Origin of the sequence: Pseudomonas lini, from assembly GCF_001042905.1 — a bacterium.
Taxonomy (GTDB): domain Bacteria; phylum Pseudomonadota; class Gammaproteobacteria; order Pseudomonadales; family Pseudomonadaceae; genus Aquipseudomonas; species Aquipseudomonas lini.
In genome coordinates, this window is the sequence record NZ_JYLB01000003.1 from 582,392 (window position 1) to 609,139 (window position 26,748).

27 protein-coding genes, 1 tRNA gene and 3 pseudogenes are annotated in these 26,748 nt (G+C 56.8%); 13 read left to right on the forward strand and 18 right to left on the reverse strand.

What is annotated here, in order from left to right; genetic code table 11:
* The first annotated feature begins 39 nt into the window (after window positions 1-39).
* Both TU81_RS11195 and TU81_RS11200 read left to right on the forward strand, forming a co-directional pair.
* Window positions 40-3,876 carry a non-ribosomal peptide synthetase gene (locus tag TU81_RS11195; protein WP_048395094.1) on the forward strand — a complete coding sequence of 1,279 codons (3,837 nt, stop codon included), beginning with the start codon at window positions 40-42 and terminating at the stop codon, window positions 3,874-3,876.
* Window positions 3,873-5,516 (forward strand): cyclic peptide export ABC transporter, encoded by a 1,644-nt coding sequence (locus TU81_RS11200; protein ID WP_038980128.1) that lies wholly within the window; start codon window positions 3,873-3,875, stop codon window positions 5,514-5,516. Before TU81_RS11195 ends, TU81_RS11200 begins: the two co-directional genes overlap by 4 nt.
* 114 nt (window positions 5,517-5,630) lie before the next feature.
* On the opposite strand, the gene fhuF is transcribed toward TU81_RS11200, so the two are convergent.
* Window positions 5,631-6,320 carry a siderophore-iron reductase FhuF gene (gene fhuF / locus TU81_RS11205; RefSeq protein WP_082157834.1) on the reverse strand — a complete coding sequence of 230 codons (690 nt, stop codon included), beginning with the start codon at window positions 6,318-6,320 and terminating at the stop codon, window positions 5,631-5,633.
* Between the two features lie 196 nt (window positions 6,321-6,516).
* On the opposite strand from fhuF, the gene TU81_RS11210 reads away from it, so the two are divergent.
* Window positions 6,517-8,220, forward strand: coding sequence for an ABC transporter ATP-binding protein/permease (locus TU81_RS11210; protein ID WP_048395096.1), 1,704 nt, complete (start codon window positions 6,517-6,519; stop codon window positions 8,218-8,220).
* 44 nt (window positions 8,221-8,264) lie between these two features.
* Here TU81_RS11210 and TU81_RS29515 read toward each other — a convergent pair whose 3' ends face one another.
* Window positions 8,265-8,429 (reverse strand): KGG domain-containing protein, encoded by a 165-nt coding sequence (locus TU81_RS29515; protein WP_082157835.1) that lies wholly within the window; start codon window positions 8,427-8,429, stop codon window positions 8,265-8,267.
* A gap of 86 nt (window positions 8,430-8,515) precedes the next feature.
* Complete coding sequence (locus tag TU81_RS11215; protein WP_053078284.1) at window positions 8,516-8,713, reverse strand: hypothetical protein; 198 nt, start codon at window positions 8,711-8,713, stop codon at window positions 8,516-8,518.
* Between the two features lie 1,241 nt (window positions 8,714-9,954).
* Here TU81_RS11215 and TU81_RS11220 point away from each other — a divergent pair.
* Entirely contained in the window at window positions 9,955-10,338 is a 384-nt protein-coding gene (locus TU81_RS11220) for an aegerolysin family protein (RefSeq protein ID WP_048395098.1), read from the forward strand.
* 109 nt (window positions 10,339-10,447) lie between these two features.
* Here the strand turns inward: TU81_RS11220 and TU81_RS30770 are convergent.
* A pseudogene (locus TU81_RS30770) lies at window positions 10,448-10,564 on the reverse strand (lysis protein); the annotation flags it as partial.
* 705 nt (window positions 10,565-11,269) lie between these two features.
* Here TU81_RS30770 and TU81_RS29525 point away from each other — a divergent pair.
* The 5 genes and pseudogenes from TU81_RS29525 (at window position 11,270) to TU81_RS11240 (ending at window position 13,685) form a co-directional block, all read left to right on the forward strand.
* Window positions 11,270-11,572, forward strand: coding sequence for a hypothetical protein (locus TU81_RS29525; RefSeq protein WP_082157836.1), 303 nt, complete (start codon window positions 11,270-11,272; stop codon window positions 11,570-11,572).
* Between the two features lie 21 nt (window positions 11,573-11,593).
* Window positions 11,594-12,084 (forward strand): annotated as a pseudogene (locus TU81_RS11230) (PAAR domain-containing protein).
* Between the two features lie 133 nt (window positions 12,085-12,217).
* Window positions 12,218-12,937: a lysozyme family protein gene (locus TU81_RS30600; RefSeq protein WP_197679455.1), complete on the forward strand. Its 720-nt coding sequence runs from the start codon at window positions 12,218-12,220 to the stop codon at window positions 12,935-12,937.
* Window positions 12,938-12,992: 55 nt separating this feature from the next.
* The gene (locus tag TU81_RS30775; protein WP_231983800.1) at window positions 12,993-13,217 is read left to right on the forward strand and encodes a hypothetical protein; all 225 of its coding nucleotides are present in this window, start codon (window positions 12,993-12,995) and stop codon (window positions 13,215-13,217) included.
* Window positions 13,218-13,259: 42 nt separating this feature from the next.
* The gene (locus tag TU81_RS11240; protein WP_175581797.1) at window positions 13,260-13,685 is read left to right on the forward strand and encodes a hypothetical protein; all 426 of its coding nucleotides are present in this window, start codon (window positions 13,260-13,262) and stop codon (window positions 13,683-13,685) included.
* A 199-nt stretch (window positions 13,686-13,884) separates the two neighbouring features.
* On the opposite strand, the gene TU81_RS11245 is transcribed toward TU81_RS11240, so the two are convergent.
* Window positions 13,885-14,124, reverse strand: a complete 240-nt coding sequence (locus tag TU81_RS11245) for a YceK/YidQ family lipoprotein (protein WP_048395102.1) — start codon at window positions 14,122-14,124, stop codon at window positions 13,885-13,887.
* A gap of 301 nt (window positions 14,125-14,425) precedes the next feature.
* Window positions 14,426-14,887 carry a hypothetical protein gene (locus tag TU81_RS11250; RefSeq protein ID WP_048395105.1) on the reverse strand — a complete coding sequence of 154 codons (462 nt, stop codon included), beginning with the start codon at window positions 14,885-14,887 and terminating at the stop codon, window positions 14,426-14,428.
* Between the two features lie 207 nt (window positions 14,888-15,094).
* Here TU81_RS11250 and TU81_RS11255 point away from each other — a divergent pair.
* Window positions 15,095-15,601, forward strand: a pseudogene (locus TU81_RS11255) (transposase); the annotation flags it as partial.
* 227 nt (window positions 15,602-15,828) lie between these two features.
* Here the strand turns inward: TU81_RS11255 and TU81_RS11260 are convergent.
* The 9 genes from TU81_RS11260 to thrS form a co-directional block, all read right to left on the reverse strand.
* A tRNA-Pro gene (locus TU81_RS11260) sits at window positions 15,829-15,905 on the reverse strand.
* 89 nt (window positions 15,906-15,994) lie between these two features.
* Entirely contained in the window at window positions 15,995-16,351 is a 357-nt protein-coding gene (locus TU81_RS11265; protein WP_003179985.1) for a MerR family transcriptional regulator, read from the reverse strand.
* Window positions 16,332-16,634, reverse strand: coding sequence for an integration host factor subunit alpha (gene ihfA / locus TU81_RS11270; protein WP_002553164.1), 303 nt, complete (start codon window positions 16,632-16,634; stop codon window positions 16,332-16,334). Before ihfA ends, TU81_RS11265 begins: the two co-directional genes overlap by 20 nt.
* Before the next feature lie 3 nt (window positions 16,635-16,637).
* The gene (gene pheT / locus TU81_RS11275; protein WP_048395107.1) at window positions 16,638-19,019 is read right to left on the reverse strand and encodes a phenylalanine--tRNA ligase subunit beta; all 2,382 of its coding nucleotides are present in this window, start codon (window positions 19,017-19,019) and stop codon (window positions 16,638-16,640) included.
* 26 nt (window positions 19,020-19,045) lie between these two features.
* The gene (gene pheS / locus TU81_RS11280) at window positions 19,046-20,062 is read right to left on the reverse strand and encodes a phenylalanine--tRNA ligase subunit alpha (RefSeq protein WP_007905876.1); all 1,017 of its coding nucleotides are present in this window, start codon (window positions 20,060-20,062) and stop codon (window positions 19,046-19,048) included.
* Between the two features lie 109 nt (window positions 20,063-20,171).
* Window positions 20,172-20,528, reverse strand: a complete 357-nt coding sequence (gene rplT, locus TU81_RS11285) for a 50S ribosomal protein L20 (RefSeq protein ID WP_007905879.1) — start codon at window positions 20,526-20,528, stop codon at window positions 20,172-20,174.
* Window positions 20,529-20,556: 28 nt separating this feature from the next.
* Window positions 20,557-20,751 carry a 50S ribosomal protein L35 gene (gene rpmI / locus TU81_RS11290; protein WP_002553160.1) on the reverse strand — a complete coding sequence of 65 codons (195 nt, stop codon included), beginning with the start codon at window positions 20,749-20,751 and terminating at the stop codon, window positions 20,557-20,559.
* Between the two features lie 60 nt (window positions 20,752-20,811).
* On the reverse strand, window positions 20,812-21,363 hold the full coding sequence (gene infC, locus TU81_RS11295; RefSeq protein ID WP_172435341.1) for a translation initiation factor IF-3: 552 nt from the start codon (window positions 21,361-21,363) through the stop codon (window positions 20,812-20,814).
* Complete coding sequence (thrS, locus tag TU81_RS11300; protein ID WP_048395110.1) at window positions 21,363-23,285, reverse strand: threonine--tRNA ligase; 1,923 nt, start codon at window positions 23,283-23,285, stop codon at window positions 21,363-21,365. Before thrS ends, infC begins: the two co-directional genes overlap by 1 nt.
* A gap of 374 nt (window positions 23,286-23,659) precedes the next feature.
* Here thrS and TU81_RS11305 point away from each other — a divergent pair, with 374 nt between their 5' ends.
* Window positions 23,660-23,962: a hypothetical protein gene (locus tag TU81_RS11305; protein ID WP_038980108.1), complete on the forward strand. Its 303-nt coding sequence runs from the start codon at window positions 23,660-23,662 to the stop codon at window positions 23,960-23,962.
* A gap of 290 nt (window positions 23,963-24,252) precedes the next feature.
* Complete coding sequence (locus TU81_RS11310) at window positions 24,253-24,465, forward strand: cold-shock protein (RefSeq protein ID WP_007905882.1); 213 nt, start codon at window positions 24,253-24,255, stop codon at window positions 24,463-24,465.
* A gap of 72 nt (window positions 24,466-24,537) precedes the next feature.
* Here the strand turns inward: TU81_RS11310 and TU81_RS11315 are convergent, their stop codons facing one another.
* Both TU81_RS11315 and TU81_RS11320 read right to left on the reverse strand, forming a co-directional pair.
* A complete protein-coding gene (locus tag TU81_RS11315) occupies window positions 24,538-24,855 on the reverse strand; it encodes an I78 family peptidase inhibitor (protein WP_038980107.1) in 318 nt (105 codons plus the stop codon).
* 163 nt (window positions 24,856-25,018) lie between these two features.
* On the reverse strand, window positions 25,019-25,324 hold the full coding sequence (locus TU81_RS11320) for a hypothetical protein (protein WP_048395113.1): 306 nt from the start codon (window positions 25,322-25,324) through the stop codon (window positions 25,019-25,021).
* Between the two features lie 131 nt (window positions 25,325-25,455).
* On the opposite strand from TU81_RS11320, the gene TU81_RS11325 reads away from it, so the two are divergent.
* Window positions 25,456-25,662 (forward strand): hypothetical protein, encoded by a 207-nt coding sequence (locus TU81_RS11325; protein WP_038980105.1) that lies wholly within the window; start codon window positions 25,456-25,458, stop codon window positions 25,660-25,662.
* Between the two features lie 39 nt (window positions 25,663-25,701).
* Here TU81_RS11325 and TU81_RS11330 read toward each other — a convergent pair whose 3' ends face one another.
* Complete coding sequence (locus TU81_RS11330) at window positions 25,702-26,730, reverse strand: nucleoside hydrolase (protein ID WP_038980104.1); 1,029 nt, start codon at window positions 26,728-26,730, stop codon at window positions 25,702-25,704.
* Window positions 26,731-26,748: the final 18 nt, after the last annotated feature.

Consider the following 26,748-nt stretch of genomic DNA (forward strand, 5'->3'; position numbering starts at 1 on the left):
ATCGACGCTCATGTCCCACTTTTCTGTACAGGTCTCAGCATGACTCAGACTCACGAAAACACGCTATTGGAAGGCTTTGAACTGTCGCCGCAGCAAGCTCACCTGTGGCGCCTGCAACAAACTCGCCTGGCCCCGACAGCGCAGCGGGCCACGCTGCGCATTCGCAGCGAACAGCCTCTCGACGGCGCACGGTTGAACCATAGTTTACGGGCGCTGATGCAACGCCACGAGATTCTGCGCACCCGTTACCAGCAACTGCCGGGGCTGTCGTTGCCGATGCAGGTGATCGACGATTCGATCGCTGATTTGCAGGCATTGGGGATCGAGCTACAACTGGACGTCGATGGCAGATCAGCAACGCTTCATTTGCCAGCGCTGCATCTGGACAGCACCAGCCTGGGTTACCTCGGCGAAGAGTGGGCCCAGGGCTACTTGCAAGCGGCGTCTGAGGAACCGCCGCTGCAGTACGCCGACTACGCCGCCTGGCGTCTGGAGTCGGTGGACGACGAACAGAGCCGGCGGTTCTGGGATGAGCAGTTCAGTGCGGTGGTCGTGGATCTGCCGTTGCCCTGGCAGCACCAGAACACGGCGCCATCCGGGCCTATCGAAACGGACCGGGTGCAACTGCCACTCGACGATGCAACCCTGCAACGCCTCGATCAGCAAGCGGCCAACCTCGGCGTCACCAGCGGCATTCTTATCCTCGCCACCTGGGTAACCCTGTGGCAACGCTACAGTGAAGCCGAACGACTGACACTGGCCTACGAACACCAGGCACGTCCGGACGTATTGGGCGATGCCCTCGGGCTGTTCTCCGAACCGTTGCCACTGAGCCTCGACACCGCGCCCGAGCTGTCGTTTGCCGCACTGTGCCAGCAACTGACCGAGCGCGTTGGCCTGCTCAACGATGCCCGGGACAGCTATCCAAGCCACTTGAGCAACGTGCCATCGTTATCGGGCGTGGGCTTTCGCGAACTCTCGGTGGCGCCGCACAGTGCCCTGAACGATGCCGGTTGGCAGATCGAACAGGCTGACAGTGTCAGTGCAGGCTGCGCGTTGCTGTTGCAGTATCAACCGCGCTCGGCCAGCACTTTGTCGCTGCATTTTGACGCCACGCTCTACACGCCAGGCCATGTTGAAATTCTCACGGGGCAACTGCTGAGCCTGATCGAACACAGCCTGCGTGAACCCTCCACCAGCCTGAACCGACTGGCGACCTGCAGCGCCGCCGAGCAACAATGGGTGACCGGCGCATTGGCCACTTCGCCAATTCTGAGCCCCGCGCAAGAACAGCTTTATGCGGCCACGTTCGCACTGCCCAACCTGGCCGCCTGCTTCTCCAAGGGATCGGCCACCAATGCCGGACGCCCGGCGGTAACCGGCCCGAGCGGCACCTTGAGCCATGCCGAGCTGGATCTACGTGTCAGTGCCCTGACCCGGCAACTGCTCGCCCAAGGCCTGGAGCCCGGTGCGCGGATCGCGCATTTCCTGCCGCGGGACATCGATGCGGTGGTGGCGCTGGTCGCAATTCTGCGCGCCGGTGCCTGCTACGTACCGATCGATCCGGCCTACCCCACCGAGCGCATCGAACATATTCTTCGCGATAGCCAGGCACGGCTGGTGCTGACCCACCGCGCTCGCGTGCAAGACCTGCCGGCGGACTGGCAACCGAGTGCGCTGGCGATTGATCAAACCATGCCGGCGGTGCCGCTACGGGATGAGCCTGAGGTCTCACGGGATCAGCCGGCCTACCTGATTTACACCTCGGGCAGTACCGGGCAGCCCAAGGGTGTGGTCATCAGCCATGCCAACGCCCTGCATTCCCTGGCGGCGCGGCTGGCGGGATATCCACAACCGGTGGAACGCTTCCTGTTGCTGTCGTCGTTCGCCTTCGACAGCTCCATCGCCGGGCTGTTCTGGAGCCTGGCCCAAGGCGGTTGCCTGCACCTGGCCAGCGAAACCGAACAGAAAGATCCGCTGCAACTGGCGCGGTTGATCCGCAGCCACGGCGTGTCGCACCTGTTGGCGCTGCCTTCGCTTTACGCATTGTTGCTGGACGAACTGGGCGACAGCCCGAGCCCGCTGAACACCGCGATTGTCGCCGGCGAAAGCTGCCCGCCAGCCCTGGTGGACAACCACTATCGCCGCCAGCCCGGCGCTCAGCTATACAACGAATACGGTCCGACGGAAGCCTCGGTATGGAGCACCGTCGCCCTCTGCCAGCCTGATCAGGACGCGGGTTCCGTACCCATCGGTCGCGCCATTGCCCACACCCGGGTGTACCTGCTCGACAGCGACGGTGCACCCGTGGCCCGAGGACTCAAAGGTGAAATTCACCTTGCCGGACCAGGATTGTCCGAAGGTTATTTGGGCCTGCCGCAGATGACCGCCGAAAAATTCGTCCGGGCCAGTCATCCCTCTCTCGACGGCCAACGTCTGTACCGCACCGGCGATTTCGCCTGGCAGGATCTGGACGGGCAACTGGTGTTCCTCGGACGTACTGACTCGCAGATAAAACTGCGCGGTTACCGCATCGAGCTGGGCGAAATCGAAACCGCGCTGTGCAGCGTCAGCGGCGCCAAACTGGCGGTGGTCTTGCTGGACACCACCCAAGCCGAACCGAGCTTGCGTGCTTTCGTTGAGTCGTCCACTCAGCTTCAGTCCAGTGCCGTGCGCGAATCTTTGGCGGCGCTGTTGCCGGCGCACATGATCCCTGCCGACATCCAGTGGCTGGCGCAACTACCACGCACCGCCAACGGCAAGGTCGATCATCGCGCCTTGCTGGCCCGAGTGCCGAACCGCAGCCTCGCGGCTTACGCGACGCCCGAAGGTCATGTCGAACAGGTGCTCGCAGCGGTATGGCAGGAGCTGCTGGAAGCCGAAGTGATCGGTCGCCACGACGACTTTTTCGCCCTCGGTGGCCATTCGTTGCTGGTGGTGCGCATGACCGCAAGGCTGCGTGCCATGCTCGGTATTGAAGTGCCGGTCAACGTCATCTTCCAGCACCCGACGCTGATCCGGCTCGCCGAGCAGATCACCGAGCCGCACAATCGCTCAGCCGTCATTACCTTGCAGGCCGGCGAAGCGGGACAGACGCCGTTGTTCTGTTTGCATCAACCTGCGGGCGGGGTACATCACTATGTGCCAATGGTCGCCGGGCTGGCGAAGGAGATGCCGGTGTATGGCATTCCGCTGCCCGAGTCGTTGCGCAGCCAAGACCTGATGGCGCTGGCCAGCGAGTACCTGCCACAGATCCGGCAGATTCAGGCTCAAGGCCCGTATCACCTGGGCGGTTGGTCCATGGGCGGATTGCTCGCGCTGGAGCTGACCCGGCAACTGGAAGCGCAAGGGCAAAGGGTCGAATGGCTGGGGTTGTTTGACAGCACCTTCCACGCCGAAGACGAGACGCTGGCGTGGGATGCACTTTACTCCTTCGTGCAGCAAGAGCTGAGCAGCGACAGTCGCCAGCGACTGGCCGCGCTCGCCCCGGAATGTCTGACGGAACTGCGCACGACCACCGCCGGGCTGGGTCAAGTGGAGCAATTGCGTTTCGCCTTGCTGCAATGGTCGACTGCCAACGGCCTGAGCCTCAACGCACCGCACGCCTACGTCGAGCAGACCTTGAATGTGATGGCCGACGCGCGTCGTTGGGTCAACGGCTATTCAGTGCCCGCCGTGCGTGCCACCCTGCACCTGTGGTGGGCCGAACAGACCCTCGTCGAGCGCCCGACCCTACCTGCGCAGTGGGACGCGATCAGCCAGCGAACCTGTCATTATCAGGTCGCCGCCGATCACGAGACGATTCTCGGACAGTCCGCCTTCCATGAACAACTCAACAAGTCGCTGGCCGTGGCCTCGACGGAAACCGTCGCATGAACCTGATTCTCTATCTCTACCGCCAATCGGCACGCCTGCTGGCGCTGGCCTCCATCACCGGTGCACTGGGCGGTCTGGCCAGTGCGGGGCTGGTGATTCTGATCAACCGCGGGCTGGCCAACCCCCAGCAACTGCCAGAACTGGCCCTGGGGTTTTTCGGGCTGTGCGTCGGCATGCTGCTGAGCAAACTCTGCTCGGAACTGTCGCTGCTGCACCTGACTCAAAGCGCAATTTTCCAGATGCGCATCGACCTGTCGCGCAAGCTGCTCGCCACCCCACTCAAACGCCTGCAAGGCATGGGCAAACACCGTTTGCTGGTGATCCTCACCGAAGACGTGCACACCTTTACCGCTGCGTTCGAGTGGGTGCCGCTGCTGTTCGTCAACGCTGTGGTGACCTTGGCGTGCTTTGCCTATCTGGCCTGGCTGTCGTGGTCGTTGCTGGCGATTCTGGCGTTGTTTTTGTTGGTCGGGTTGGTGGCGTTTCACCTGGCCGAACGCGGGCCATTGAGCCATCTGGAACGGGTGCGGCAGCAAAAGGACGTGCTCTATCAGCACTTTCGCAGCCTGATCGAAGGCAGCAAGGAACTGCAGCTGAACAACGCCCGTGGTGAAGCCTTCGTCGAGCGGGTCATCCGTCCGGGGGCCGACGAGTTTCGCGTGCGTTTTCTGCGCGGCATGGCCGGGTATTCGGTGGTGGCCAACCTCGGCACCCTGCTGTTTTACCTCAACCTGGGCGTGCTGTTGTTCATCGTGCCGTTCTGGCTGCCGCAGCCGATCACGGTGCTGACCAGTTTCACCATCACCCTGCTGTACCTGGTGCGGCCGATTTCCGATCTGATGATTGCCCTGCCGTCGCTGCGTCAGGCCAGTATCGCCCTGAACCGTATTCGCCAACTGGACGCCGAGCTGAGCACCGAAGCCCAGGCCGCCGCGCCGGTCGGTAACCTGTTCGCCAGTGAGGGCCCGATGCGCCTGTTGCTCAACGGGGTGTGCCACCGCTATCCCGGTGAACACGAGGATCATCCCTTCATGCTCGGCCCGGTGGACCTGACGTTGGAACAGGGCGAACTGGTGTTCGTGGTGGGAGGCAACGGCAGTGGCAAAACCACGCTGTCGATGCTGCTGCTCGGACTGTATGCGCCGGAAACTGGCTGCGTCGTGCTCAACGGCGTGGAGGTGGACGACGACAATCGCGAGCAATACCGCCAGCACTTCGCCGCCGTATTCGCCGACTTCCACCTGTTCGAGCATTTGCTGGGTGACGAGGGACCGGACGCCGAGCACCGCACCGCCGAAGCGACGCGTTATGTAAAGGCCTTGGGGCTGGGGCATAAAGTCAACATCGTCGACGACCGCTTTTCCACCGTGGATCTGTCCACGGGTCAACGCAAGCGACTGGCGCTGGTGTCGGCGTACCTGGACGACAAGCCGTTTTATCTGTTCGACGAGTGGGCCGCCGACCAGGATCCGACCTTCAAGCGGGTGTTCTACATGGAGCTGTTGCCGGAGTTGAAAGCCCGGGGCAAGACCGTGATCGTGATCACTCACGACGACGCTTACTTCCAACAGGCCGACCGGGTATTGAAAGTCGAGAACGGCCGCCTGACTCAGGTCCAGGCCGACGCAGCTTATGCCTGATCGGAGACCGTGATGTCAGCGCCCGGCACTCGCGTACAATTATCGCGGTACGGGGGCGCATCACCCAGTTGATGGTGCAGGCAGCACACCTTGCGCATAGAACGGTGCCGTCGCTCAACCGTCCTGATAGATGTAGTGCAGGTAGCTCACCTGTTCTTCCACAGGCAGGCGATGCAGCTTGGGGCATGACTCGCAGAGCACTGGCGGCTCGCCTTCGACCGGCTTATGCAACTGGTAATGCAGGCAGCAATGTCGGCGCAACGCAAGGCGGGGACAAACCTGCGGCGCAGGTGACTCGACCATGCGTTGCAGGCCCCGCAACTTCAGGCGCCCGTCGTTCACGGTGACCTGCTCCAGCCACTGGTGCGCCTCGGCGAATCCGTCCCTGGACAAGTCGGCATCCATTCTCGCGAAGGCGCCATCCCAGAAGGCTACCAGGTTGCCCCACAATATTTTCGGCGCCAGGCCACCGGCGGCGGCCAAGGTGGTGAAAAGCGGTGCCAGGTGCTCGTGGATCAATCGGGACCAGTAAGCTGCACGTTGTTCGTGTGTCAGCGTCGGTAATCGGGCGGGCAACCCCAGCGCCTCGGGTTGACCCTGAGCATGCAACAGCACAGCCTCCTCGCCCCAGAAGTCGACCGCGCCATGACGCGTAAGGACGCAGGCCAGGGTGGCCGGCAGAAGGATACCCAGATAGTTCATCGACCACTGCGAGACCACAGCCGCACGATTCACCCCCGGATACTGCAGGGCGAACCGGGTCAGCAGCGGTTGCAGCACGGCGGGGTCGGCAAGTTGGCTCAACGCGGTGGAAGGCTGATCACCAGGTTCATGCCGGATCAGCCGCTGTATCGGCGGCCATGCCTGGTTCAGCCATTCTGGAAATTCGATAATGCCCCCGTGGCTTTCCCTAATTAATGCAAACGATTAGCATTGGCCGATCCTATCCTCCCTCCCCTGCAAACTCAACGTCGCTAGCGACCGGGCTCATCAAGACCACATGCACACACTCCGCAATTTCTGGCGTCTCGCGCGGCCTTTCTGGGCATCCGAGGAGAAGTACCCGGCTCTGTTGCTGCTTTTGGCCACCGTGCTCATGACCCTGTGCCTGGTGGGAATCAACATCCTGACCAACTTCTGGAACCTGCATTTCTATAACGCATTGCAGGCCTTGGATTACGCAGGCTTTCTCCTGGGCAGCCTGCAGTTCATCCTGCTGCAGATCGGCATGGCCGCCTTCACCGTGGGCGCGTTCCATTTTCAGCAGAAGCTGACGATACGCTGGCGTCGCTGGGCCACCCGGAACATGCTCGATCAATGGCTGGCCAGCCAGCGTTACCAGAAGCTGAAACTGACCGAGACGGAGGTCGATAACCCCGATCAGCGGATCGCCGAGGACATCGACCTCTTTATCATCAAGTCGCTCAAGTTGAGTCTGGGGCTGTTGACATCGGTGGTGTCGCTGTTTTCCTTCCTGCATATCCTCTGGCAGGCCTCCAGCCTCGTCAGCGTGCCATTCAACGATCAGTCGCTGGTCATCCCGGGGTTGCTGGTGTGGGTGGCTCTGGTGTACGCGATATTAGGCACCGGCGTCGCGTTTTGGCTGGGGCGTGCGCTGCCAAGTCTCAACTTCATGCAACAGCGGCGCGAAGCAGATTTCCGTTTCTCGCTCATCCGCCTGCGGGAAAACGCCGACTCGGTCGCCCAGTACCGGGGAGAAGCCCTGGAAAACGCACGTTTCAACCAGCGCCTGGAAGCGGCACTGGAGAACTTCTGGGCGCTGGTAAAAAAACAGAAGCTGATCATGGGCTACTCGACCTTCTATTTGAACAGCGCCACGGTCATTCCAATGTTCATCATGGCGCCTAAGTTCTTCGCGGGCGCATTTCCCCTTGGCCGCCTGACCCAGATAAGCGCTGCCTTCGGCGAGGTGCACGCGGCCATCGCCTACCTGGTGAGCGTGTTTCCAGAGCTGTCCGAGTGGAAATCAGTGATCGACCGGTTGATCGGTTTCCAGGAGCGACTGGATAACGTTGAGGTCCAGTCGAAGGTCAGACTCGGGCAACAGACCAGCGGCCTCGATATCAAGGATCTGGACATCTGGCTGCCGAACGGCCGGCAATTGTTCAAAGGTTTCAACCTTTCACTTGAGCCCGGCGACAGTCTTTTGATCAGCGCGCCGTCCGGCTACGGCAAATCGACACTGATTCGTACGATCACGGGGCTTTGGCATCATGCTTCTGGTTCCACCTGTTATGACCGTGAGCGTGCTCTGACACTTTCGCAAAAACCTTACCTGCCGCTCGGCAGCCTGCGCGAGGCGCTCTGGTATCCCAACCCTCCCAAACGCGAAGAAGATGCCGCTCTGAGCCTGGCCATGCAGCAAGTCGGACTGCACCACTTGAGCGATCAATTGGATGAGGAACGAGACTGGTCGCAGACCCTCAGCGTCGGCGAACTGCAACGCTGTGCGTTCGTCCGGGCACTGCTGGCCCGCCCCACGGTCCTGTTTCTCGACGAGAGCAGTTCGGCACTGGACTCGGCGAACGAGGCGCGCTGCTATCAATTGCTCAAACAGACGCTACCGGAAACGATCCTGATCAGCGTCGGACACAATGCGTCGCTGGAGCGCTTCCATTGGCAAGTCCTGGAACTGCAAAGCGAGGCTCAGTGGGTGCATCGAAAGGTGAAGCAACCTGTATGAGTTCGCGCGGACTTCGGGTGCCGGGTTCAGGTCGAGCTGACGTATCATCGTTCGCCCCGCGTCCCTCCATGGCTATGCTGCCCACCGATTCGAGCTTTCTCGGCCTTGTCAGTTGCCACGTTGGCATTTGATTCCCCTTTGCGTCCGGCCTCTTTAACTTTTTGAGGGTCGTCGGAAAATCCGTGACGCGGATTCTGTCGTTTGGTCATGGCTAATCTCCTTCAAAGTAAAAACTTGTCACCTTCGTTGGATCAGCACGGCTAACTCTCGTCTCCGTTGGTACGACCAACGGGGTTTAATGGGGGTAACCGGGCATACCGCGGGCATCTTCCGGTGTCTGGATATTGCCCGCAGAGTCACTTTTCTGATGCCTGGCTGTCGTCCCTTCGGGCTCTTCGTCGCGACCGGCAGTGGCCTGAATGCAGCCATCATCAGTCGGATTGCCCGGATCGTTCACGGGCAGATTTTCAATGCTGGTTGGATGGGACCTCATGGGAGTCTCCAATTCAGGGAGATTGGTCTACTTTGGAATGGCCCGTGGCATCCAAGTGCAGGGTAAAAGACGAATGGCGCCACCCCATGCAACAACCAGCGGACAACACTCTTCAACAACGTTGTGGTACACGCTCAGTACCGGCTAAGCGCTAGATCGAATATCACGCAGCTAAGAAAAGGTTTGTGGGGGTAAATGTGGGATGTTTTTCAGACATGAAAAAGCCCAACCTGGGAGTACCCGGTCACCTTGACCACCACCATGTCAAGGTGACCACGATCAACATTTAATTTACCCTCGAGGCGGCCGTGATGGAGCTTTCCAACTGGGTCGAACAACGCGGCTCGCGTCGAGTGTCCTGCTCACGGTTATCAAGGGCAGGCTTTACATCCTCCAGCGCCGCCCATGGTTGGACGTTTGCACCGAACATCGTGCACGTTGGGGAATGGAAATTGCGTTGATCTATCTACCTCTTGCTGCATCCCGCCGCAGCGCTTGCACCACACGGCTCCATTCAAAATGGACCAGCTCTGATGCCAGGCAAGGATCTTATCCAGAGTCGTCACTCTGCTGATACCTGTACAAAACATGTACAAAATATACTAGACCATGGGTTCTTGCCTTCAAGACCAGCCGGAAGAGAATGGCGGGTGGGGTCTGAAGCAAATGAGTAGGGTTATACAACCAACAAGCTCGGTTGCTCATAAGCGCATCGCACCGCTTATATCCGCTACCCGTTGCTTGACTTTTAAAGATCGCCGTCCTAGCCTCTCTTAGGATTAAACAAAACCATAACAAATGTGGTTAATTTAGCTTTAAGGGATAGATTCAGTCGTCACTCCTAATGGAATAAGGAGTTCATCAAATTGCCCATCAACGCCAAGAATTTAACCGTATATTCATCAAAAACATACGATGACTTTCTAACTGCGCGCGATCAACTGATCATGCGTAAGTACATTTTTAATCAGCACAAGCTGAAATCAAGAACAAGTACCTCAACTGAAAACAGGACACCACGCCCCTTCCTGGCAACAAATCACAGTCAAACAAGACCACTAAGTAGTTCGACACACTTACTGGCGAATATTTAAAATATCATGCCTGAACAGGGCATCAACAACAAACAAAATCTATAACAAAGGAGTAATCGCATACAACCAGACATATAAAACAGCTGGAGCAAAACCCAAACTAACTACTGCAGACGCAATGTTAATTTAATAAAAGGAATTATACCAATGGCTAAAAGAAGCGTTGATGTTTATTTTGAAAACTACCTCGACTCCACCTTGAGTCTAACTCAAAATTCTCTGAAGTTAGATCATGGGGAATGGGATACTTATCCTCCGCAGAAGATATTGAAGCCGAGCTCTAATGTGTCCGGCAAAGGCTATTGGAAGACAGAGTCGGACGGGTTCGCTACGGGCACGGAGGCACTTTGCTCCTACGCTTTTTATGATTTTGTCACTGAGGAAATTTGCAATATAAATATCCACTGGGACGACCCATACGTGGGGTCTAATTCGTATGAAATCACGACCGATAGCGATAACGTTAAAGTTTCATATAGTGGTGGAGACGGCGATAACGCTACTGTGACCTTCAGGGCAGAAAAAAGATAACATAACGGAGCGGGGCCTTAGTTGATCAGATAGCCGCCGAGAAAATCTCGAGCGGCTATTTCAAAACTAAATTTTAGAAAGTCGATCTCGTGATACTGCTCGCTGTAACTCATGGACCTGGAGCCGCCACCTCCTGCACGTACACCTGGCACGCCGCCGGCCTGATCAGCCCCCGGTCACCGTCGTCGGTGATACCGACAATTCGTTGAGCATGCGCTGGGTCAAGGTGACCCCAAAACCAGCAATTGATATATAAAGAAAAACAGGTCATTTAAAGGAGGTACAAAACCGCCACATCACCCTATAAGAATAAATAACTTAGCGTTGGATATTCTTACAGTAGTTCACCCTTTCTCCGGCGTTCTGCCAACCGAACACAATCCCCCCGCACCACCGCAGGTGAACTTGCGTCTGAAAGGATCATCCACACCATGTAATCGATGGTCATTGACCGGTTGCCAACCTGAATGCTGTAAAGATTGTTGAACGCGACTTCTGCCTGGGGCATTCTTCGCGACGCAAATTTACATGGACGGTAACATTTGATGCGCCCTGCACCTATGGATGTGCCTATCCCCTGCGCCTGCACGCTCGATACCTCGCTTCATCCCAGCGGCCTGAAAACCTCATTACGCCTTTATGGGCTCGTTCGCATCGTCGGTTTCTGCGACACATTTGCGAGCACACCGGTTGAAATTCTTTGCGCGACGTCCGGCAAAGGCAAGGCGATTCGGGCCTTCGTTTCAAGGCTGGACGCTGAGTTGGTTGCCAGGTCGATGCCTGACTCAGGCTATCGTGTCGTACCGCTGGCACAATTCGACCCTACTGGATTTATCCAGCAACACCAGGGTTGGCTGACCGTCCACATCACCTGCGGTTTTGCCTCACAGTGCGGCACGTTACGACTTGCAAATGGCGACTTGCCACAAGCTTGGGCTGGTTTATCCATGCCCAGACGGGCCCCTGGAGCCCGGGGCGTTTCATCCACTGGGGCGAAGAAGTCGCCGAGATATTGCTCAGTACCTACCGCAGCGTCGGCATGCCCAATTACAACGCCTGGCTCAACCAGCTTGATGGCTATTCCATTCAGGCCATGGACAGCTGCGTCGAAATCGCCTGGCAGGCGTTATTGGCTTGCCGTCCCATGCGCGAAAACCACCGAGCACTGTTCAACCCTAGGGATGAGTGCTGGCGCTTTTCCGACTCGCCCATCGACCATTATTACCCCACTTGAAACCTTGAAAAGGAACTTCCCATGAGTGGCAAACCTGCTGCCCGAGTTACAGATCCCACCAATTGTCCGCTTCCGGGACATGGCACGAATCCGATTGCCAGTGGCTCCCCCAATGTGAATTTCGACGGCCTTGCCGCCGCTCGCATGACCGATAAATCCGCAGCCCGATCACCGGTGCCGTCAGCTCTACGGTTCTCATCAATGGGCTGAATGCCGCTACTCAAGGCAGTTCAGGTGGCCACGGAAACGTGGTTATAGGTGGATCCGGCACGGTCATTATTGGCGACACCTTCGTACCAGCCCCCTTCAGCGGCCTTCTGCCGATGCCAGTGCATTTCAGCGACAAGTTCAGACTAGTTGACCAAGACTCGGGCGAGCCTCTACCCAATCTTAATTACGCCATCCAGCGCGCTGACGGCAGCATGGAACACGGTGTAAGTGATCCGATGGGGTATACGCATGTAGTGAGTTCGCACCTGTCCGAAACAATCAAACTGTTTCTGGAGGACTAAGGCATGGCAGCAGATGCCCTTCATACAACCGACTGCACACAATCTTCCCCAGACCAAAGAACAAGTTTCATTATTTCTGTTTGCCCAGAGGGGCAGACAGTGAGCGTCAAAATCTATATTGGTGACTTTCATCATGGCTGAAGTGGTTAGCAAGAATGGCAGGAAAATGTCTCCCGTAGCCACAAGAGCGGTGACGCCCGTCAAAGACTCCACCCCAAAAACTGTATCGCTGGACGCAAAGAAACAGGTAAGACGGGCCGAGAATGAGGAGTATTTGAAGAATAAGAACGTGAAGGCATTTTTGGTTGCCATTGCCGAATCTGAAGGCGGTAGCTACCACGCGAAATATGGTTATGGCTGGGCACCGGGTTTTAAAACTGGAAAATGGACTTTCACTGATGAGTCCACCCATCCGGGGGCAGGTCACGGCGGAAAAACTACGGCATCGGGCATGTATCAAATTACCATTGCCACTTGGCGCGAGTATGCCGAAAAGATGGGACTCACCGACTTTACGCCTAATACGCAAGACCTTATCGCGGTCGACATTCTGCGCACCCTCGGTGTGATCGACAAGATCAAGGCCGGCGACATCCCGGGAGCAATGCCGAGGCGGCAACGAGGTGGGCAGCACTCCCCGAAGGGCCTGGTAAGAAAAATCATTATCCGCCGCAACCGTATGCCGAGTATCCAAAGTTTTTGGAGAGCTACAAATCGGCTGGAGGGACTGTCAAATGAAGTTTTCAATCCTCGCGCTCGTCGCACTTTATTGCATTGGCACCAGCACAGCGTTTGCCGATGGCTCACAGGCGACAAGCGACAGGCGCGGGCCGGCAGGCATCGCCGTCGGTGAGCCCTTGGTCGCGGCCAGGGCCAAGCTGATCAAACAAGGATGGAAGCCGACGCGGATGCATACCTCCGACGGCTATGAATATAGTGGCGTGGAGCGGGAGCTGGCTGCACACAAGTTCTTCGAGGTCGATGTCTGCTCTTTTGATAGTTCGCGTTGCATCTTGTTCTACTCAAAGAGCGGCACCTGCCTGCGCGTCGACACCATTGGGGAACAACTCAATGACATGACGGTTACGCGATGGACCGATGAGTGTCCTGACGCGCCTCCAAAAACCAAGTAAGCGCGGCGCGGGATAGCAACCGACGAAGTCCTGACCGATCAGATGCTCGATGTGATCAGCCTCCAAGACCTAATGGAAGCTTTCGTCGAGCAGAACAAGGAAAGCACCGCAGAGGAGCGCTGGGAGCATCCGGATATACGCTTCAAAGAGTTCGATTACGGCGGCCTCCACATCTACTTCGACAAGAAGCCGAAGGATGACTCTTCGCTCTACAGCAATCGCGCGCGAGACGAGTACAGCCTATATAACGCTATCCACATCTCGTTCGATAAGCGCGGAAAGGATCGTGACGAAAAGGGTCGCGAAGTTGGCATCGTCTACGCTGCCAATATCGACAACGAGAAGGTTGGCCAAACCCTGCGGTTCAGGACCAAGTTCGAGAAGCTGCTGGCTGCACTCTACTTTGGGTCCGCCAAGATCGTCGTGGACTGCGAAGAAGACGAGTTCGGCTACGGCATTTACGATTGAACAACCAGCGCCACGTCAACCTGACGATAACTGCCGGATCCTCTCTATGAGCGCGCATAGGGGTGTGATCTGGCGTGTGACTGGTTTGCACACTTGGCTAAAAAGAACGTTGCGCGTGGGTGCGAGCAGCGCTTCCGACTGGAAGATAGCCAGCCCCTCTCGCCAGATCACACCCCGATGCGGACGAATCCAAGTAGTTTTAAAGGTTGCAGCTGTATTGATATTCGAAGGGAAAAAATACTGTATCGACCACCAGCGAAAACGGCGCGTCGATCAGTAAAAAGGGGATTAACTTTCCGTGGGATTGGCCCACCAGCCACCAGTCGAACCGCACTCCGATGTAGGGGCATCGATGTTTGTCGTAATCCATCCGCATAGCGGTTGCCGCACACCCACTTAAACTGGCGATCAAAACCAGCAAAATCATTTTCCGAAACACGTAACGTCCTTATTACTTCTTTGCGCAGATCTGCGTAGACGCAGTTGCGAATAGTTAGTCACGCCCTTCCCCTTCGGCACCACCCGCATGCACTCCCCTCCGCGCCAACGGCAACCAGCGGAACGCCGAAGAAAAACTTAACGTGTGTCCGGGATTAGTTGACCACTACAATCATGCGGCGTTAAAAACAGGCTCGGAATGCTCATTTACAACCCGTAAACTCCGCTTCCTCGCCTGTTTTTTCCTTGCCTGATCGCCACTCGGCGACTTTTCGTACAGACCCTAGCAAGCAGGTGGTTGGTCAGTGCACCACTGACGGTTGGGTAGCGACCGAGACGGTGAAGGTCACGACAAACAGCACGACGAGTACCCAGAACATCCCCATGACTGTCAGCATGACGACCTTCAGGCTTTGATAAAGCCAGCGCAACCAATGGCCTTCGGGTTTTGCTTCTGAGCGGGTTCTGAGTACGCCTTTCAAATAGAAGCCGAGGAGGGCCAGCAGTGCGCCATCAATCAACAGCGCAGGCAGGCCGGCTTCGGGGAAAATGCTTCCCCACCGATAGAATGACGACCGGCTCAGGAACACCACATAACAAATGAGGCTGCCGTAGGGGATGGCTCTCCACCATTTACCGGCCAGCGCTCCGACCATCAGGCACATAATCACCATGAACGGGTTGAGGAGAATATTGATCATCCACTCCAGAACGTTGGGGAAGTAGCCCGGGGAATGGATGCTGCGCCAGATGTGTTCAAACATTGTCCAGGTTCCTGACTTCTATGGAGTAAGTGCTGCTTCGGTGCTTCCGCGCCGCGGCACGGTATCGGCGTATTGTCGGGTTACATAAGTCCTGTTGTGTAAATTAGGGTCTGTACGAAAAGTCGCCGAGTGTCGATCAGGCAGAGGGTGTCCTGAAGTTTGTGTAAACGGTCATTAGGCGCACACTGCCTTTCCCAAGGAGTCTCAATGACCGAGCCCAAGCGCACTAAACGAGTCAAACCCGAACTGGTGAAGCTGGCCGACAGCCTGTTGGCCAATTACCGGAAGCCCGAGGACCTGATCGGCGAAAACGGTCTGCTCAAACAGCTCACCAAGATGCTCGTCGAACGAGCCCTGGAAGCTGAAATGATCGAGCACCTGGGTCATGACAAAAGCGCCGCGGTTACCAATGCCGAAGGAAATGCTCGCAACGGCCATAGCGGTAAGACGTTCAAGGGCGACTTTGGCGAGCTACCGTTGGAAATCCCCCGTGATCGTCAGGGCATGTTCGAACCGCAACTGGTCTCTAAACACCAGACACGCTGGACCGGCTTCGATGACAAGGTCATTTCGCTGTACGCCCGAGGGATGACCGTTCGGGAAATTCAGGGGCACCTGCAGGAGATGCACGGCACAGAGGTCTCTCCCAGCCTCATCTCGGCGATTACCGACGCCGTTAGCGAAGAGGTCAAGGTACTCACGGGGGTACCTATTCTTCCTTACCGCGCCAGACAATCTGGGCTAACCGAAAATAATGCCACTATGATATCAGCGGAGAAAATTCTACGCTGCGCGCATTACACCCACGCCTATCGATCGAACGACTAGATCCGGCTTGAGAATCGAGGGAGTATTAATTTTTTGTGGGGGTAAATGTGGGGGTATTTTTCAGACATGAAAAAGCCCAACCTTTTCAGATTGGGCCAAGTCATTGAAAAATATGGTCGGGACGGAGTGATTCGAACACTCGACCCCTAGCACCCCATGCTAGTGCGCTACCGGACTGCGCTACGCCCCGACTAGGCGTTAAATCTGTTCCTCATCTCGAGGAACGCTCAAGAATATATCGCAAGCTTTTGAAAACTGGAAGTATTTAAAAGCAGGAATTTATTTCTTGAGAACCACCAGAACATCTTCCAACTCGGCGATCATCTGGCGGATCATTTGTTTGTATTGGGTGGTGTCGTCTTTGGCTTCATCGCCGGACAAACGCAAGCGTGCGCCGCCGATGGTAAACCCCTGATCGTAAAGAAGCGCGCGGATCTGCCGGATCATCAGCACGTCCTGGCGCTGATAATACCGGCGGTTTCCGCGGCGTTTGACGGGGTTGAGTTGAGGAAACTCCTGCTCCCAGTAGCGCAGCACGTGCGGTTTTACGGCACATAGCTCGCTGACTTCACCAATGGTGAAGTAGCGTTTGCCCGGGATGACGGGTAGTTCGTCGTTATGACTTGGTTCCAGCATAAGCCTCAACTCGGGCCTTCAACTTCTGCCCTGGACGAAAGGTGACCACACGGCGAGCCGTGATCGGGATTTCTTCTCCCGTTTTCGGATTGCGGCCAGGCCGCTGGCGTTTGTCCCGAAGGTCGAAATTGCCGAAACCGGACAATTTGACTTGTTCGTTGTCTTCAAGAGCGTGCCTGATTTCTTCAAAAAACAGTTCGACCAATTCCTTGGCCTCCCGCTTGTTCAGGCCCAGCTCTTCATACAGACGTTCCGCCATCTCAGCTTTCGTCAAAGCCCCCATACGTCACTTCCTTAACGTGGCGTTCAACCTTTGTTCGAGCGAGGTGAGGATGTTTTGCGTCGTGGTATTCACCTCATCGTCATTAAGAGTGCGCGATGGATGCTGCCAGGTCAAGCCAACTGCAAGGCTTTTTCTATGCGGATCAATGCCTTTACCCTGATACACGTCAAATAGCCTGAGGTCTGTCAGCCATTCACCTGCATTTTCACGGATTACGTCCAGTACGGCAGTGGCCGCAACGTCTTTGTCCGCCAGCAGTGCAAGGTCACGACGCACTTCAGGAAAGCGCGATAACTCCTGGAATTTAGGCATTTTGCCCAATGCCACTTCGGCCAGAACCAGCTCGAATACGAAGACCGGACGGTCGAGACCGAGGGTTTTCGACAATTCAGGGTGAATCGCGCCAACGAAACCTACCAAACGGCCTTCACGTTCGATACACGCGGTTTGACCCGGGTGCAATGCTGGGTGTTTGCCCGGCACGAAAGTGAACGAATCCAGTGCACCAGCGAAGCCCAGTACCGCTTCCACATCGGCTTTGACGTCGAAGAAGTCCACGACATCGCGACCTTGTGCCCAGCCTTCCGGCAGACGGCTACCGCATACCACACCCGCCAGCATCGGCTCTTGCTTCAGGCCTTCCAGCTGACCGACGAAGCGCAGGCCGCTTTCGAACAAACGGACGCGATCCTGCTGACGGTTCAGGTTGTGCTGAAGCGCCTTGACCAGACCAGGCCACAGGGACGAACGCATGGCAGCCATGTCGTTGGAAATCGGGTTGGCCAGCAGCAGCGGCTCGACACCCGGATTAAACAACTCGAACTGTTTCGGATCGATGAAGCTGTAGGTGATCGCTTCCTGATAACCACGAGCCACCAGCAGACGACGCAGTTCAGGCAGATCGCTGCGCGCCTCGGCCTTGGCTTGCGGTGCCAGACGGGCTTGCGGGTAACGAACCGGCAGACGGTTGTAACCGTACAGACGGGCCAACTCTTCGATCAGATCGACTTCCAGGCTGATATCGAAACGGAAGCTTGGCACTTCAACGCGCCACTGCCCTGCCCCATCAGCAGAAATGGTCAGGCCCAATGCGCTGAGCAGACGCTCGACTTCGGCCGAATCCATTTCCATACCCAGCATCTGAGTAATGCGCTGGGCACGCAGGGTGATCGGCGCGATCGACGGCAGATGCTGCTCGCTGACGGTCTCGATGATCGGACCCGCTTCGCCACCAGTGATGCCCAGCAGCAGGCCAGTGGCACGCTCCATGGCTTCACGGGCCAGTTGCCAATCCACGCCACGCTCGTAGCGGTGCGAGGCATCGGTGTGCAGGCCGTAGGAACGCGCCTTGCCAGCGACGGCAATCTGGTCGAAGAACGCGCTTTCCAGGAAAATATCGCGAGTGGTCGCGGTGTTGACGCCGCTGTGCTCGCCACCCATGACGCCGGCGATAGCCAAGGCACGGGTGTGGTCGGCGATCACCAGCGTATCGCTACGCAGGCTGACTTCCTGACCATCAAGCAGCACCAGCTTCTCGCCTTCTTCGGCCATGCGTACGCGGATGCCGCCATTGATTTCGGCGAGATCGAATGCGTGCAGCGGTTGACCCAGTTCCAGCATCACGTAGTTGGTGATGTCGACGGCAGCGTCGATGCTGCGCACGTCTGCACGACGCAGACGCTCGACCATCCACAACGGCGTAGGCTTGGACAGGTCAACGTTACGGATCACACGACCCAGGTAACGCGGGCACGCGGCTGGCGCGAGGACTTCAACCGAACGCACTTCGTCGTGCACAGCGGGAACGCTGGCAACGACCGGACGCGTGACTTGGGCGGCGTACAGCGCACCGACTTCGCGGGCCAGACCGGCCAGGGACAGGCAATCACCGCGGTTCGGGGTCAGGTCGACCTCGATGCTGGCGTCGTCCAGGCTCAGGTACTCACGAATGTCCTGACCGACTGGCGCATCGGCCGGCAATTCCATCAGGCCATCGTTGCCTTCGCCGATTTGCAGCTCGGCCTGGGAGCACAGCATGCCGTTGGATTCAACGCCACGCAGCTTGGCTTTCTTGATTTTGAAGTCGCCCGGCAGTTCGGCACCGATCATGGCAAACGGGATCTTCAGGCCCGGACGCACGTTTGGCGCGCCGCACACTACCTGGAAAGTCTCCGAGCCACTGCTGACCTGGCAAACGCGCAACTTATCGGCGTCCGGGTGTTGCTCGGTGCTTAGCACCTCGCCCACCACCACACCACTGAATTCACCGGCGGCCGGCGTAACGCTATCGACCTCAAGACCGGCCATCGACAGACGAGCAACCAGCTCGTCGCGACTTACCTGCGGGCTTACCCAGCCACGCAGCCATTGTTCACTGAATTTCATCCTGCTCTCCTAAGAATTCGTTACGACTAGCGAAATTGCGCGAGGAACCGCAAGTCGTTGTCGAAGAACAGACGCAAGTCGTTCACGCCGTAACGCAGCATGGCCAGACGCTCAACGCCCATGCCGAAGGCAAAGCCCGAAAACTCTTCCGGGTCGATCCCGGACATACGCAGCACATTCGGGTGAACCATGCCGCAGCCCATCACTTCCAGCCAGCCAGTCTGCTTGCAGACGCGGCAGCCTTTACCGCTGCACATCACGCATTCCATGTCGACTTCAGCGGATGGCTCAGTGAACGGGAAGTACGAAGGACGGAAACGCACGGCCAGTTCTTTTTCGAAGAACACGCGCAGGAACTCTTCGATGGTGCCTTTCAGGTCGGCGAAATTGATATCGCGGTCGACCAGCAGGCCTTCGACCTGGTGGAACATCGGGGAGTGAGTGATATCGGAGTCGCTACGGTACACACGGCCTGGGCAGACGATGCGGATCGGCGGCTGTTTCGATTCCATGGTGCGGACCTGTACCGGCGAGGTATGGGTGCGCAGCAACATGTTGGCATTGAAATAGAAGGTGTCATGCATCGACCGGGCCGGGTGATGGCCTGGGATGTTGAGCGCTTCAAAGTTGTGGTAATCGTCTTCGACCTCAGGGCCTTCGGCGATGCCGTAGCCGATGTGGGTGAAGAATTGTTCGATACGTTCCAGAGTGCGAGTAACCGGATGCAGACCACCGGAGGTCTGGCCACGGCCAGGCAGGGTCACGTCAATGGACTCGGCAGACAGTTTGGCGGCCAGGTCGGCCTCTTCAAACAGTGCCTTGCGGGCATTGAGAACCTCTGTGACACGCTCCTTGGCAACGTTGATCAGCGCGCCGACTTGCGGGCGCTCTTCTGCCGGCAAATTCCCCAGGGTCTTCATCACCTGAGTCAATTCGCCCTTTTTGCCAAGGTAGTGAACCCGGATTTGCTCCAGGGCATTGATATCTTCAGCGCTTTGCACAGCCTCTAGTGCTTGAGAGACGAGCGCATCCAGGTTTTCCATGTACAGACTCCAGATACAAAATAGGGGAAGAGCTTGAAGGCTCTTCCCCTATTTATGACGTTTAACACCTGGCCCCACAGAGGTGAGGCCGGGTGACTGTCGGGGGTACTTAAGCCAAAGTGGCTTTAGCTTTCTCGACAATCGCAGCAAACGCCGCTTTTTCGTTCACTGCCAGATCAGCCAGAACCTTACGGTCGATCTCGATGGACGCTTTTTTCAGGCCGGCGATGAAACGGCTGTAGGACAGACCGTTGATACGTGCACCAGCGTTGATACGAGCGATCCACAGAGCGCGGAACTGACGTTTTTTCTGACGACGGTCACGGTAGGCGTATTGGCCTGCCTTGATTACCGCTTGCTTGGCAACACGGAATACGCGCGAGCGAGCGCCGTAGTAGCCTTTAGCAAGTTTCAGAATTTTTTTGTGACGTTTACGGGCAATGACGCCACGCTTTACACGAGCCATGAGTTACTTCCTCTATTCTTGACTAAAATTAACGAAGGCGCAGCATGCGCTCGACTTTTGCCACGTCAGACGGATGCAGCAAGCTGCTACCGCGCAGTTGACGCTTACGCTTGGTCGACATTTTAGTCAGGATGTGGCTCTTGAAAGCGTGCTTGTGCTTGATACCGTTAGCAGTTTTCAAAAACCGCTTAGCAGCACCACTTTTAGTTTTCATTTTTGGCATGTTCGGATACTCCGCATTCAGTTGATAAACATAATCAGAAGGCCTGCCGTGCCCTATTGATTACTTCTTCTTTTTCGGGGCGATGACCATGATCAGCTGGCGTCCTTCCATCTTAGGATGCTGTTCGACCGAACCGTACTCGAGCAAGTCACCTTCAACTCGCTTGAGGAGTTCCATCCCCAGCTCCTGGTGGGCCATCTCACGGCCGCGGAATCGCAAGGATACCTTGGCCCTGTCCCCATCACTCAGGAAACGTACCAGGTTGCGCAGTTTTACCTGGTAATCCCCTTCCTCCGTCCCTGGACGAAACTTGATTTCTTTAACCTGAATCTGCTTCTGGTTTTTCTTGGCCGCGGCAATCTGCTTCTTCTTCTCGAAGATCGATTTGCCGTAGTCCATCAGTTTGCAAACAGGGGGTACTGCATCGGCGGAAATTTCCACCAAATCCAGTTTGGCCTCTTCAGCCTTAAGAAGCGCGTCTTCAATTGACACAATCCCAAGCTGTTCACCTTCAGCTCCAATTAACCGAACCTCGCGTGCCGAGATATTCTCGTTGATCGGGGCTTTCGGTGCAGCTCGTTTATCTTGTCTCATTTCACGCTTAATAATAATTACTCCGAATCTGGGCGACCACGCCGGGAAACCGCTTGCGCGAGAAACTCAGCGAACTGGGCGACGGGCATCGAGCCCAGGTCAGCACCTTCACGAGTACGCACAGCGACAGTCTGCATCTCGACTTCCCGATCTCCGATAACCAAGAGATAGGGAACCTTGAGCAAAGTATGCTCGCGGATTTTAAAGCCGATCTTTTCATTTCTCAAGTCAGACTTGGCACGAAATCCGCTTTCATTGAGGGTTTTTTCAACCTCAGCGGCAAAATCAACCTGTTTATCAGTGATATTCATGATCACTGCCTGGGTCGGAGCCAGCCACGCGGGGAATGCACCCTCGTAGTGCTCGATCAGGATTCCGACGAAACGTTCGAACGAACCCAGGATCGCCCGGTGCAACATAACCGGGTGCTTGCGACTGTTGTCTTCAGAGACGTATTCGGCTCCCAGACGGACAGGCAGGTTAAAATCGAGCTGAAGGGTACCACATTGCCAGACGCGACCGAGGCAATCTTTCAGTGAGAATTCGATTTTCGGACCGTAGAACGCACCCTCGCCCGGCTGCAGATCGTACGGCAAGCCAGCGCTATCAAGGGCTGCAGCCAGTGCAGCTTCGGCGCGATCCCACAGCTCGTCGGAACCAACGCGTTTTTCCGGACGAGTGGACAGCTTCATCTCGACGTCTTTGAAGCCGAAGTCGGCATAAACGTCCATGGTCAGCTTGATGAACGCAGCGGATTCGGCCTGCATCTGCTCTTCAGTACAGAAGATGTGAGCATCGTCTTGAGTGAAGGCGCGAACGCGCATGATGCCGTGCAGCGCACCCGACGGCTCGTTACGGTGGCAGGCACCGAACTCGGCCAGACGCATCGGCAGCTCGCGGTAGCTTTTCAGGCCCTGATTGAACACCTGCACGTGGCACGGGCAGTTCATCGGCTTGATGGCGTAATCGCGGTTTTCCGACTGCGTGGTGAACATGTTGTCGGCGTAGTTGGCCCAGTGCCCGGATTTCTCCCACAGGCTGCGGTCAACGACTTGTGGAGTTTTGATCTCCAGGTAGCCGTTGTCGCGCTGAACCTTGCGCATGTACTGCTCGAGCACCTGGTACAGAGTCCAGCCGTTCGGGTGCCAGAACACCATGCCCGGCGACTCTTCCTGGGTGTGGAACAGGCCCAGACGCTTGCCGATCTTGCGGTGATCGCGCTTCTCGGCTTCTTCGATGCGCTGGATGTAAGCCGCCAGTTGCTTCTTGTCTGCCCATGCGGTGCCGTAAACGCGCTGCAATTGCTCGTTCTTGGCATCGCCACGCCAGTAGGCGCCGGACAGCTTGGTCAGCTTGAAGGATTTCAGGAAGCGCGTGTTCGGCACGTGCGGACCGCGGCACATGTCGACGTATTCTTCGTGATAGTACAGGCCCATGGCCTGCTCGTTCGGCATGTCCTCGACCAGACGCAGCTTGTAGTCTTCGCCGCGGGCCTTGAACACTTCGATCACTTCGGCGCGCGGAGTGACTTTCTTGATGACGTCGTAATCTTTCTCGATCAGCTGTTGCATGCGCTGTTCGATGGCGGCCAGGTCGTCAGGCGTGAAAGGACGCTCGAAGGCGATGTCGTAATAGAAGCCTTCGTCGATGACCGGACCGATGACCATCTTGGCCGTCGGGTACAGCTGCTTGACCGCGTGGCCAACCAGGTGGGCGCAAGAGTGGCGAATGATCTCCAGCCCCTCTTCATCCTTTGGCGTAATGATTTGCAGCGAGGAATCGCTGTCGATGATGTCGCTGGCGTCGACCAGCTTGCCATTGACCTTGCCGGCCACGGTGGCCTTGGCCAGACCAGCACCGATGGATGCGGCGACCTCGGCTACGGAAACCGGGTGATCGAATGAACGTTGACTGCCGTCGGGAAGAGTAATAGTTGGCATGGCGCCTCCTCTCCTAGTGGTGACCCCTACCAAAGGTCACGTGGGTTGGGATGAGCCAGTACAAGATCCGATCCAGGCCATTCAATAACGAACGCCTGCCTTACAGCGGCAGGAGCCTTGCGGCCAACCGGAAAACCGAACCAGAGTGACTGGGATTCAAATCAGGGTTATTCGCGCCTCTGCCGCTGCCGGGACTGAAGGTCATCCGGAGCCTGCAAACGCCCGAGCGAAGCATGCTAGCACAGATGAACGGTCATCGCGGCGGCAAGGTTTTCTGCGGGGGCAAATCAGGCATTTTTATGCCAGAGTGCTGAACTTGAACCCCGCTTTACCCCTCAGATAACAAGACATTGACCCAAAAGGAGCATCCCAGCATGCGTCTGAATCGTTTATTCGCCATCGTCGCACCCGTCGTCCTGTTGCTGCCGCTGGCTGCCCATGCCGATTGGCCAAAGGGCGAGCGCGAGAAATACATGGCTCAGTGCACTCAAGCGGCCACCCCGCAGATCGGCGCTGCAGCTGCAAAGTCTCACTGCGCTTGCGGTGCCGACGCGATCAAATCGTACCCGGCTGGCGACATTCAGGCCCTGATGGATAACAAGGCCAGCCCGGAGCTGCAACAGAAAGCGCTGGGTCAAATAGCCAAATGCAAGGCCAATGCACCGGCGAAAAAGTGAGAAAAAAGTCCTTTTAACCCGGCTCACTGCCGATAAAAAGTGATGAAATTTAGCTTTTTCGTACAAATTTTTAAGGTTTTTCAGCTTTTTTTATTGTCTTTACTTTCAGCTGAAAGCCTTTTAAACCGGGGCTTTCAGCCACACGAAGCAACAAAGAAAACGTGACTGCAGGGCAAACAGCACACCCAGGGGGCTCCCAAAGCGAACATTTCGACTATGATAGTCCGGTGTGCCCAGTTGGCCTGAGCAGCACAGTACTACTGAAAATATATGTTTCTTGGAGATACACCATGTCTAATCGCCAAACCGGCACCGTTAAATGGTTCAACGATGAAAAAGGCTTCGGCTTCATCACTCCTCAAGGTGGCGGTGACGACCTGTTCGTACACTTCAAAGCTATCGAAAGCGACGGTTTCAAAAGCCTGAAAGAAGGCCAGACCGTTTCCTTCGTGGCTGAGAAAGGCCAAAAGGGTATGCAAGCTGCACAAGTCCGCGCAGAGTAATTTTCTGCCGCACTAAAAAAACCCCGTCCATGTGACGGGGTTTTTTATGGGCGAAACAAAAGCCTGAAGCAATCAGCCGCAGTTGACGCGGGTGACCACCAGGTTGTTGTCGGTGTTCAGGTTCAGGCGATCGGAGCGGTACTCCAGGGTCACCATGTCATCAGGCTTGAGGAACCGGGCATTCTGCGCGCCTGCGCGGGTACGTGCCTGCTCCAGCAATTGGGGCGAAGCCTTTTTGCCAATGGTGAATTCGGCAGCCTTTGCTTCACAACGGCTGTGGCCGGTGTCGGTCGCCACAGGGTCCTTTGCCGACTCGGTGGACGTACTGCTGCAACCGGCCAATAGAGTGGCGGCCAACAAAGTACCCAATGACGCGAGCTTCCAAGGCATGAAGCCTCCTTTTTTCAATAGTTAAGCTGAGATCGTGCGACCGCCATTTTGGCGTTTGGTTTCAAGGCGGGCTTTCGCCTCGCCCTCGATCCGGATAGCGGCGAGTGTGCCTGAGCATCGGTACGCCGTTCATCCCTCAATCGTGACTGAATATGAACGACGCTCAATAGACGTCGATGTAGTCAAAAGGCGGTTTCGGCCAATTCTGCTTGAGCGCATTGAAAATCTGCATGACCCAGACCTCGTCGCTGGCCGCGACCAATCCGACATAACCGGAACCCTTGGCCCAGGTCTCCAGACGAAACAGCAACCCGTCGATGTCCGTGCCGCCCACAGTGCCCGACGAAATATAGGCGATACCGCCCTTGGTAACCCGCAACTGAGTGTGTTCATCATCGCTGGCAGAAGCCAGCAGCTGACGCACGGCTTCGAGGGTCAAGCCGTCAGGAGTGTTCAAATCGATCTGCACAGCACGGTCCTTGAAAATTCATCAAAGACCAAGTGTCGCATAGCCCTCCCCTCATGCCTAAGTCGGAGTGCCAAACGTTCCGCAAAATGGTTAACTCGACACTCAGACATCCTGATTTCACGAGCGCCATCATGACCACCGTAAGCATCGACGCCGACATCAAAGCCAAGTGGCCACAAGGCCATAGCTCTTACAGCCCGGGCAGCCCGGAAGAGTTGGCAATCATTGGTATCGATTTGCTAGTCAAGGAACTGGGGACACAAGCCGCACAGACATTCATCGCCCAGATACTCGAGAGATACCCCGCCGATTTTATGGGCCTGACAGATAGCGAGTGATTGTAAAAACCCGCAGGCTGGCACCTGCGGGTATACAGCTTACTTCAGGCGAGCCAAACGCTGGGTCAGCAGGTCGAAGAAGCCCTGAGCGTCGCCATTTTCGACCCAGAAGGCATTTTTCGGTGCTTTCAGGCCGTCATACCAGTCGACAATGGTCTGACCGAAGGTCGGCCCTTCGCGACTATCAACCACAACGTTGACTGAACGGCCAGTGAACAGCTCCGGCTTGAGCAGATAAGCGATGACTGTGGCGTCATGCACCGGGCCACCCGACATGCCGTAGTGCTCCATGTCGCCTTTGACGTACTCGTTGAGAATATCGCCCACCAGCTTGCTGGCATTGTTGTTCAGGGCGGCGATCTGCTTCAGGCGCGCTTCACTGGTCAGGATCTTGTGGGTCACGTCCAGCGGCAGGTAGGTCAGTTTGACGCCACTTTTCAGCACCACTTCCGCAGCCTGAGGGTCGGCGAACAGGTTGAATTCGGCCACCGGGGTGATGTTGCCGCCGTTGAAGTGCGCCCCGCCCATGATCACCACTTCCTTGATGCCCTGAACAATTTCAGGCTCCTGGATCAGCGCCAGCGCCAGGTTGGTCTGTGGACCGAGCATGGCGATGGTGATGCTGTGGGGTTTGGCTGCTTTCAGGGTATCGATCAGATAGTTGACCGCATTGCCTTCGGCCAGACCTTTCTTCGGTTCGTGCACCGTGACGCCCGACAAGCCTTCCTTGCCGTGAATGTTCTCGGCATAGATCGGCGTGCGCATCATTGGCTTCGGCGCGCCCGCGTAAACAGGCACCTCTTCGCGCCCTGCCCACTCGCGGGCCAGACGCGCATTACGCGAAGTCTTGTCCAGACGTACGTTGCCAGCAACGGTGGTCAGCGCACGAATGTTCAGTTCTTCCGGCGATGCCAGGGCAAACAGCAAGGCGACCACATCATCGGCCCCCGGATCGGTGTCGATGATCAAGTCGATCTTTTCCGCCGCTTGGGCGCTTGTTGCGGTAATCAGGGACAAAAGCAGCAGACTCCGGAGCAGGTGGTGCAGTTTCTGAGCATAACGGTGCATAGCGCACTCCTTGTGCGT

Coding starts and splice junctions, on each gene's coding strand:
- TU81_RS11195 (WP_048395094.1), top strand. CDS start 40: ATGACTCAGACTCACGAAAACACGCTATTGGAAGGCTTTGAACTGTCG.
- TU81_RS11200 (WP_038980128.1), top strand. CDS start 3,873: ATGAACCTGATTCTCTATCTCTACCGCCAATCGGCACGCCTGCTGGCG.
- TU81_RS11210 (WP_048395096.1), top strand. CDS start 6,517: ATGCACACACTCCGCAATTTCTGGCGTCTCGCGCGGCCTTTCTGGGCA.
- TU81_RS29515 (WP_082157835.1), bottom strand. CDS start 8,429: ATGACCAAACGACAGAATCCGCGTCACGGATTTTCCGACGACCCTCAA.
- TU81_RS11215 (WP_053078284.1), bottom strand. CDS start 8,713: ATGAGGTCCCATCCAACCAGCATTGAAAATCTGCCCGTGAACGATCCG.
- TU81_RS11220 (WP_048395098.1), top strand. CDS start 9,955: ATGGCTAAAAGAAGCGTTGATGTTTATTTTGAAAACTACCTCGACTCC.
- TU81_RS30600 (WP_197679455.1), top strand. CDS start 12,218: ATGGCTGAAGTGGTTAGCAAGAATGGCAGGAAAATGTCTCCCGTAGCC.
- TU81_RS30775 (WP_231983800.1), top strand. CDS start 12,993: ATGCATACCTCCGACGGCTATGAATATAGTGGCGTGGAGCGGGAGCTG.
- TU81_RS11240 (WP_175581797.1), top strand. CDS start 13,260: ATGCTCGATGTGATCAGCCTCCAAGACCTAATGGAAGCTTTCGTCGAG.
- TU81_RS11250 (WP_048395105.1), bottom strand. CDS start 14,887: ATGTTTGAACACATCTGGCGCAGCATCCATTCCCCGGGCTACTTCCCC.
- TU81_RS11265 (WP_003179985.1), bottom strand. CDS start 16,351: ATGCTGGAACCAAGTCATAACGACGAACTACCCGTCATCCCGGGCAAA.
- ihfA (WP_002553164.1), bottom strand. CDS start 16,634: ATGGGGGCTTTGACGAAAGCTGAGATGGCGGAACGTCTGTATGAAGAG.
- pheT (WP_048395107.1), bottom strand. CDS start 19,019: ATGAAATTCAGTGAACAATGGCTGCGTGGCTGGGTAAGCCCGCAGGTA.
- pheS (WP_007905876.1), bottom strand. CDS start 20,062: ATGGAAAACCTGGATGCGCTCGTCTCTCAAGCACTAGAGGCTGTGCAA.
- rplT (WP_007905879.1), bottom strand. CDS start 20,528: ATGGCTCGTGTAAAGCGTGGCGTCATTGCCCGTAAACGTCACAAAAAA.
- rpmI (WP_002553160.1), bottom strand. CDS start 20,751: ATGCCAAAAATGAAAACTAAAAGTGGTGCTGCTAAGCGGTTTTTGAAA.
- thrS (WP_048395110.1), bottom strand. CDS start 23,285: ATGCCAACTATTACTCTTCCCGACGGCAGTCAACGTTCATTCGATCAC.
- TU81_RS11305 (WP_038980108.1), top strand. CDS start 23,660: ATGCGTCTGAATCGTTTATTCGCCATCGTCGCACCCGTCGTCCTGTTG.
- TU81_RS11310 (WP_007905882.1), top strand. CDS start 24,253: ATGTCTAATCGCCAAACCGGCACCGTTAAATGGTTCAACGATGAAAAA.
- TU81_RS11315 (WP_038980107.1), bottom strand. CDS start 24,855: ATGCCTTGGAAGCTCGCGTCATTGGGTACTTTGTTGGCCGCCACTCTA.
- TU81_RS11325 (WP_038980105.1), top strand. CDS start 25,456: ATGACCACCGTAAGCATCGACGCCGACATCAAAGCCAAGTGGCCACAA.
- TU81_RS11330 (WP_038980104.1), bottom strand. CDS start 26,730: ATGCACCGTTATGCTCAGAAACTGCACCACCTGCTCCGGAGTCTGCTG.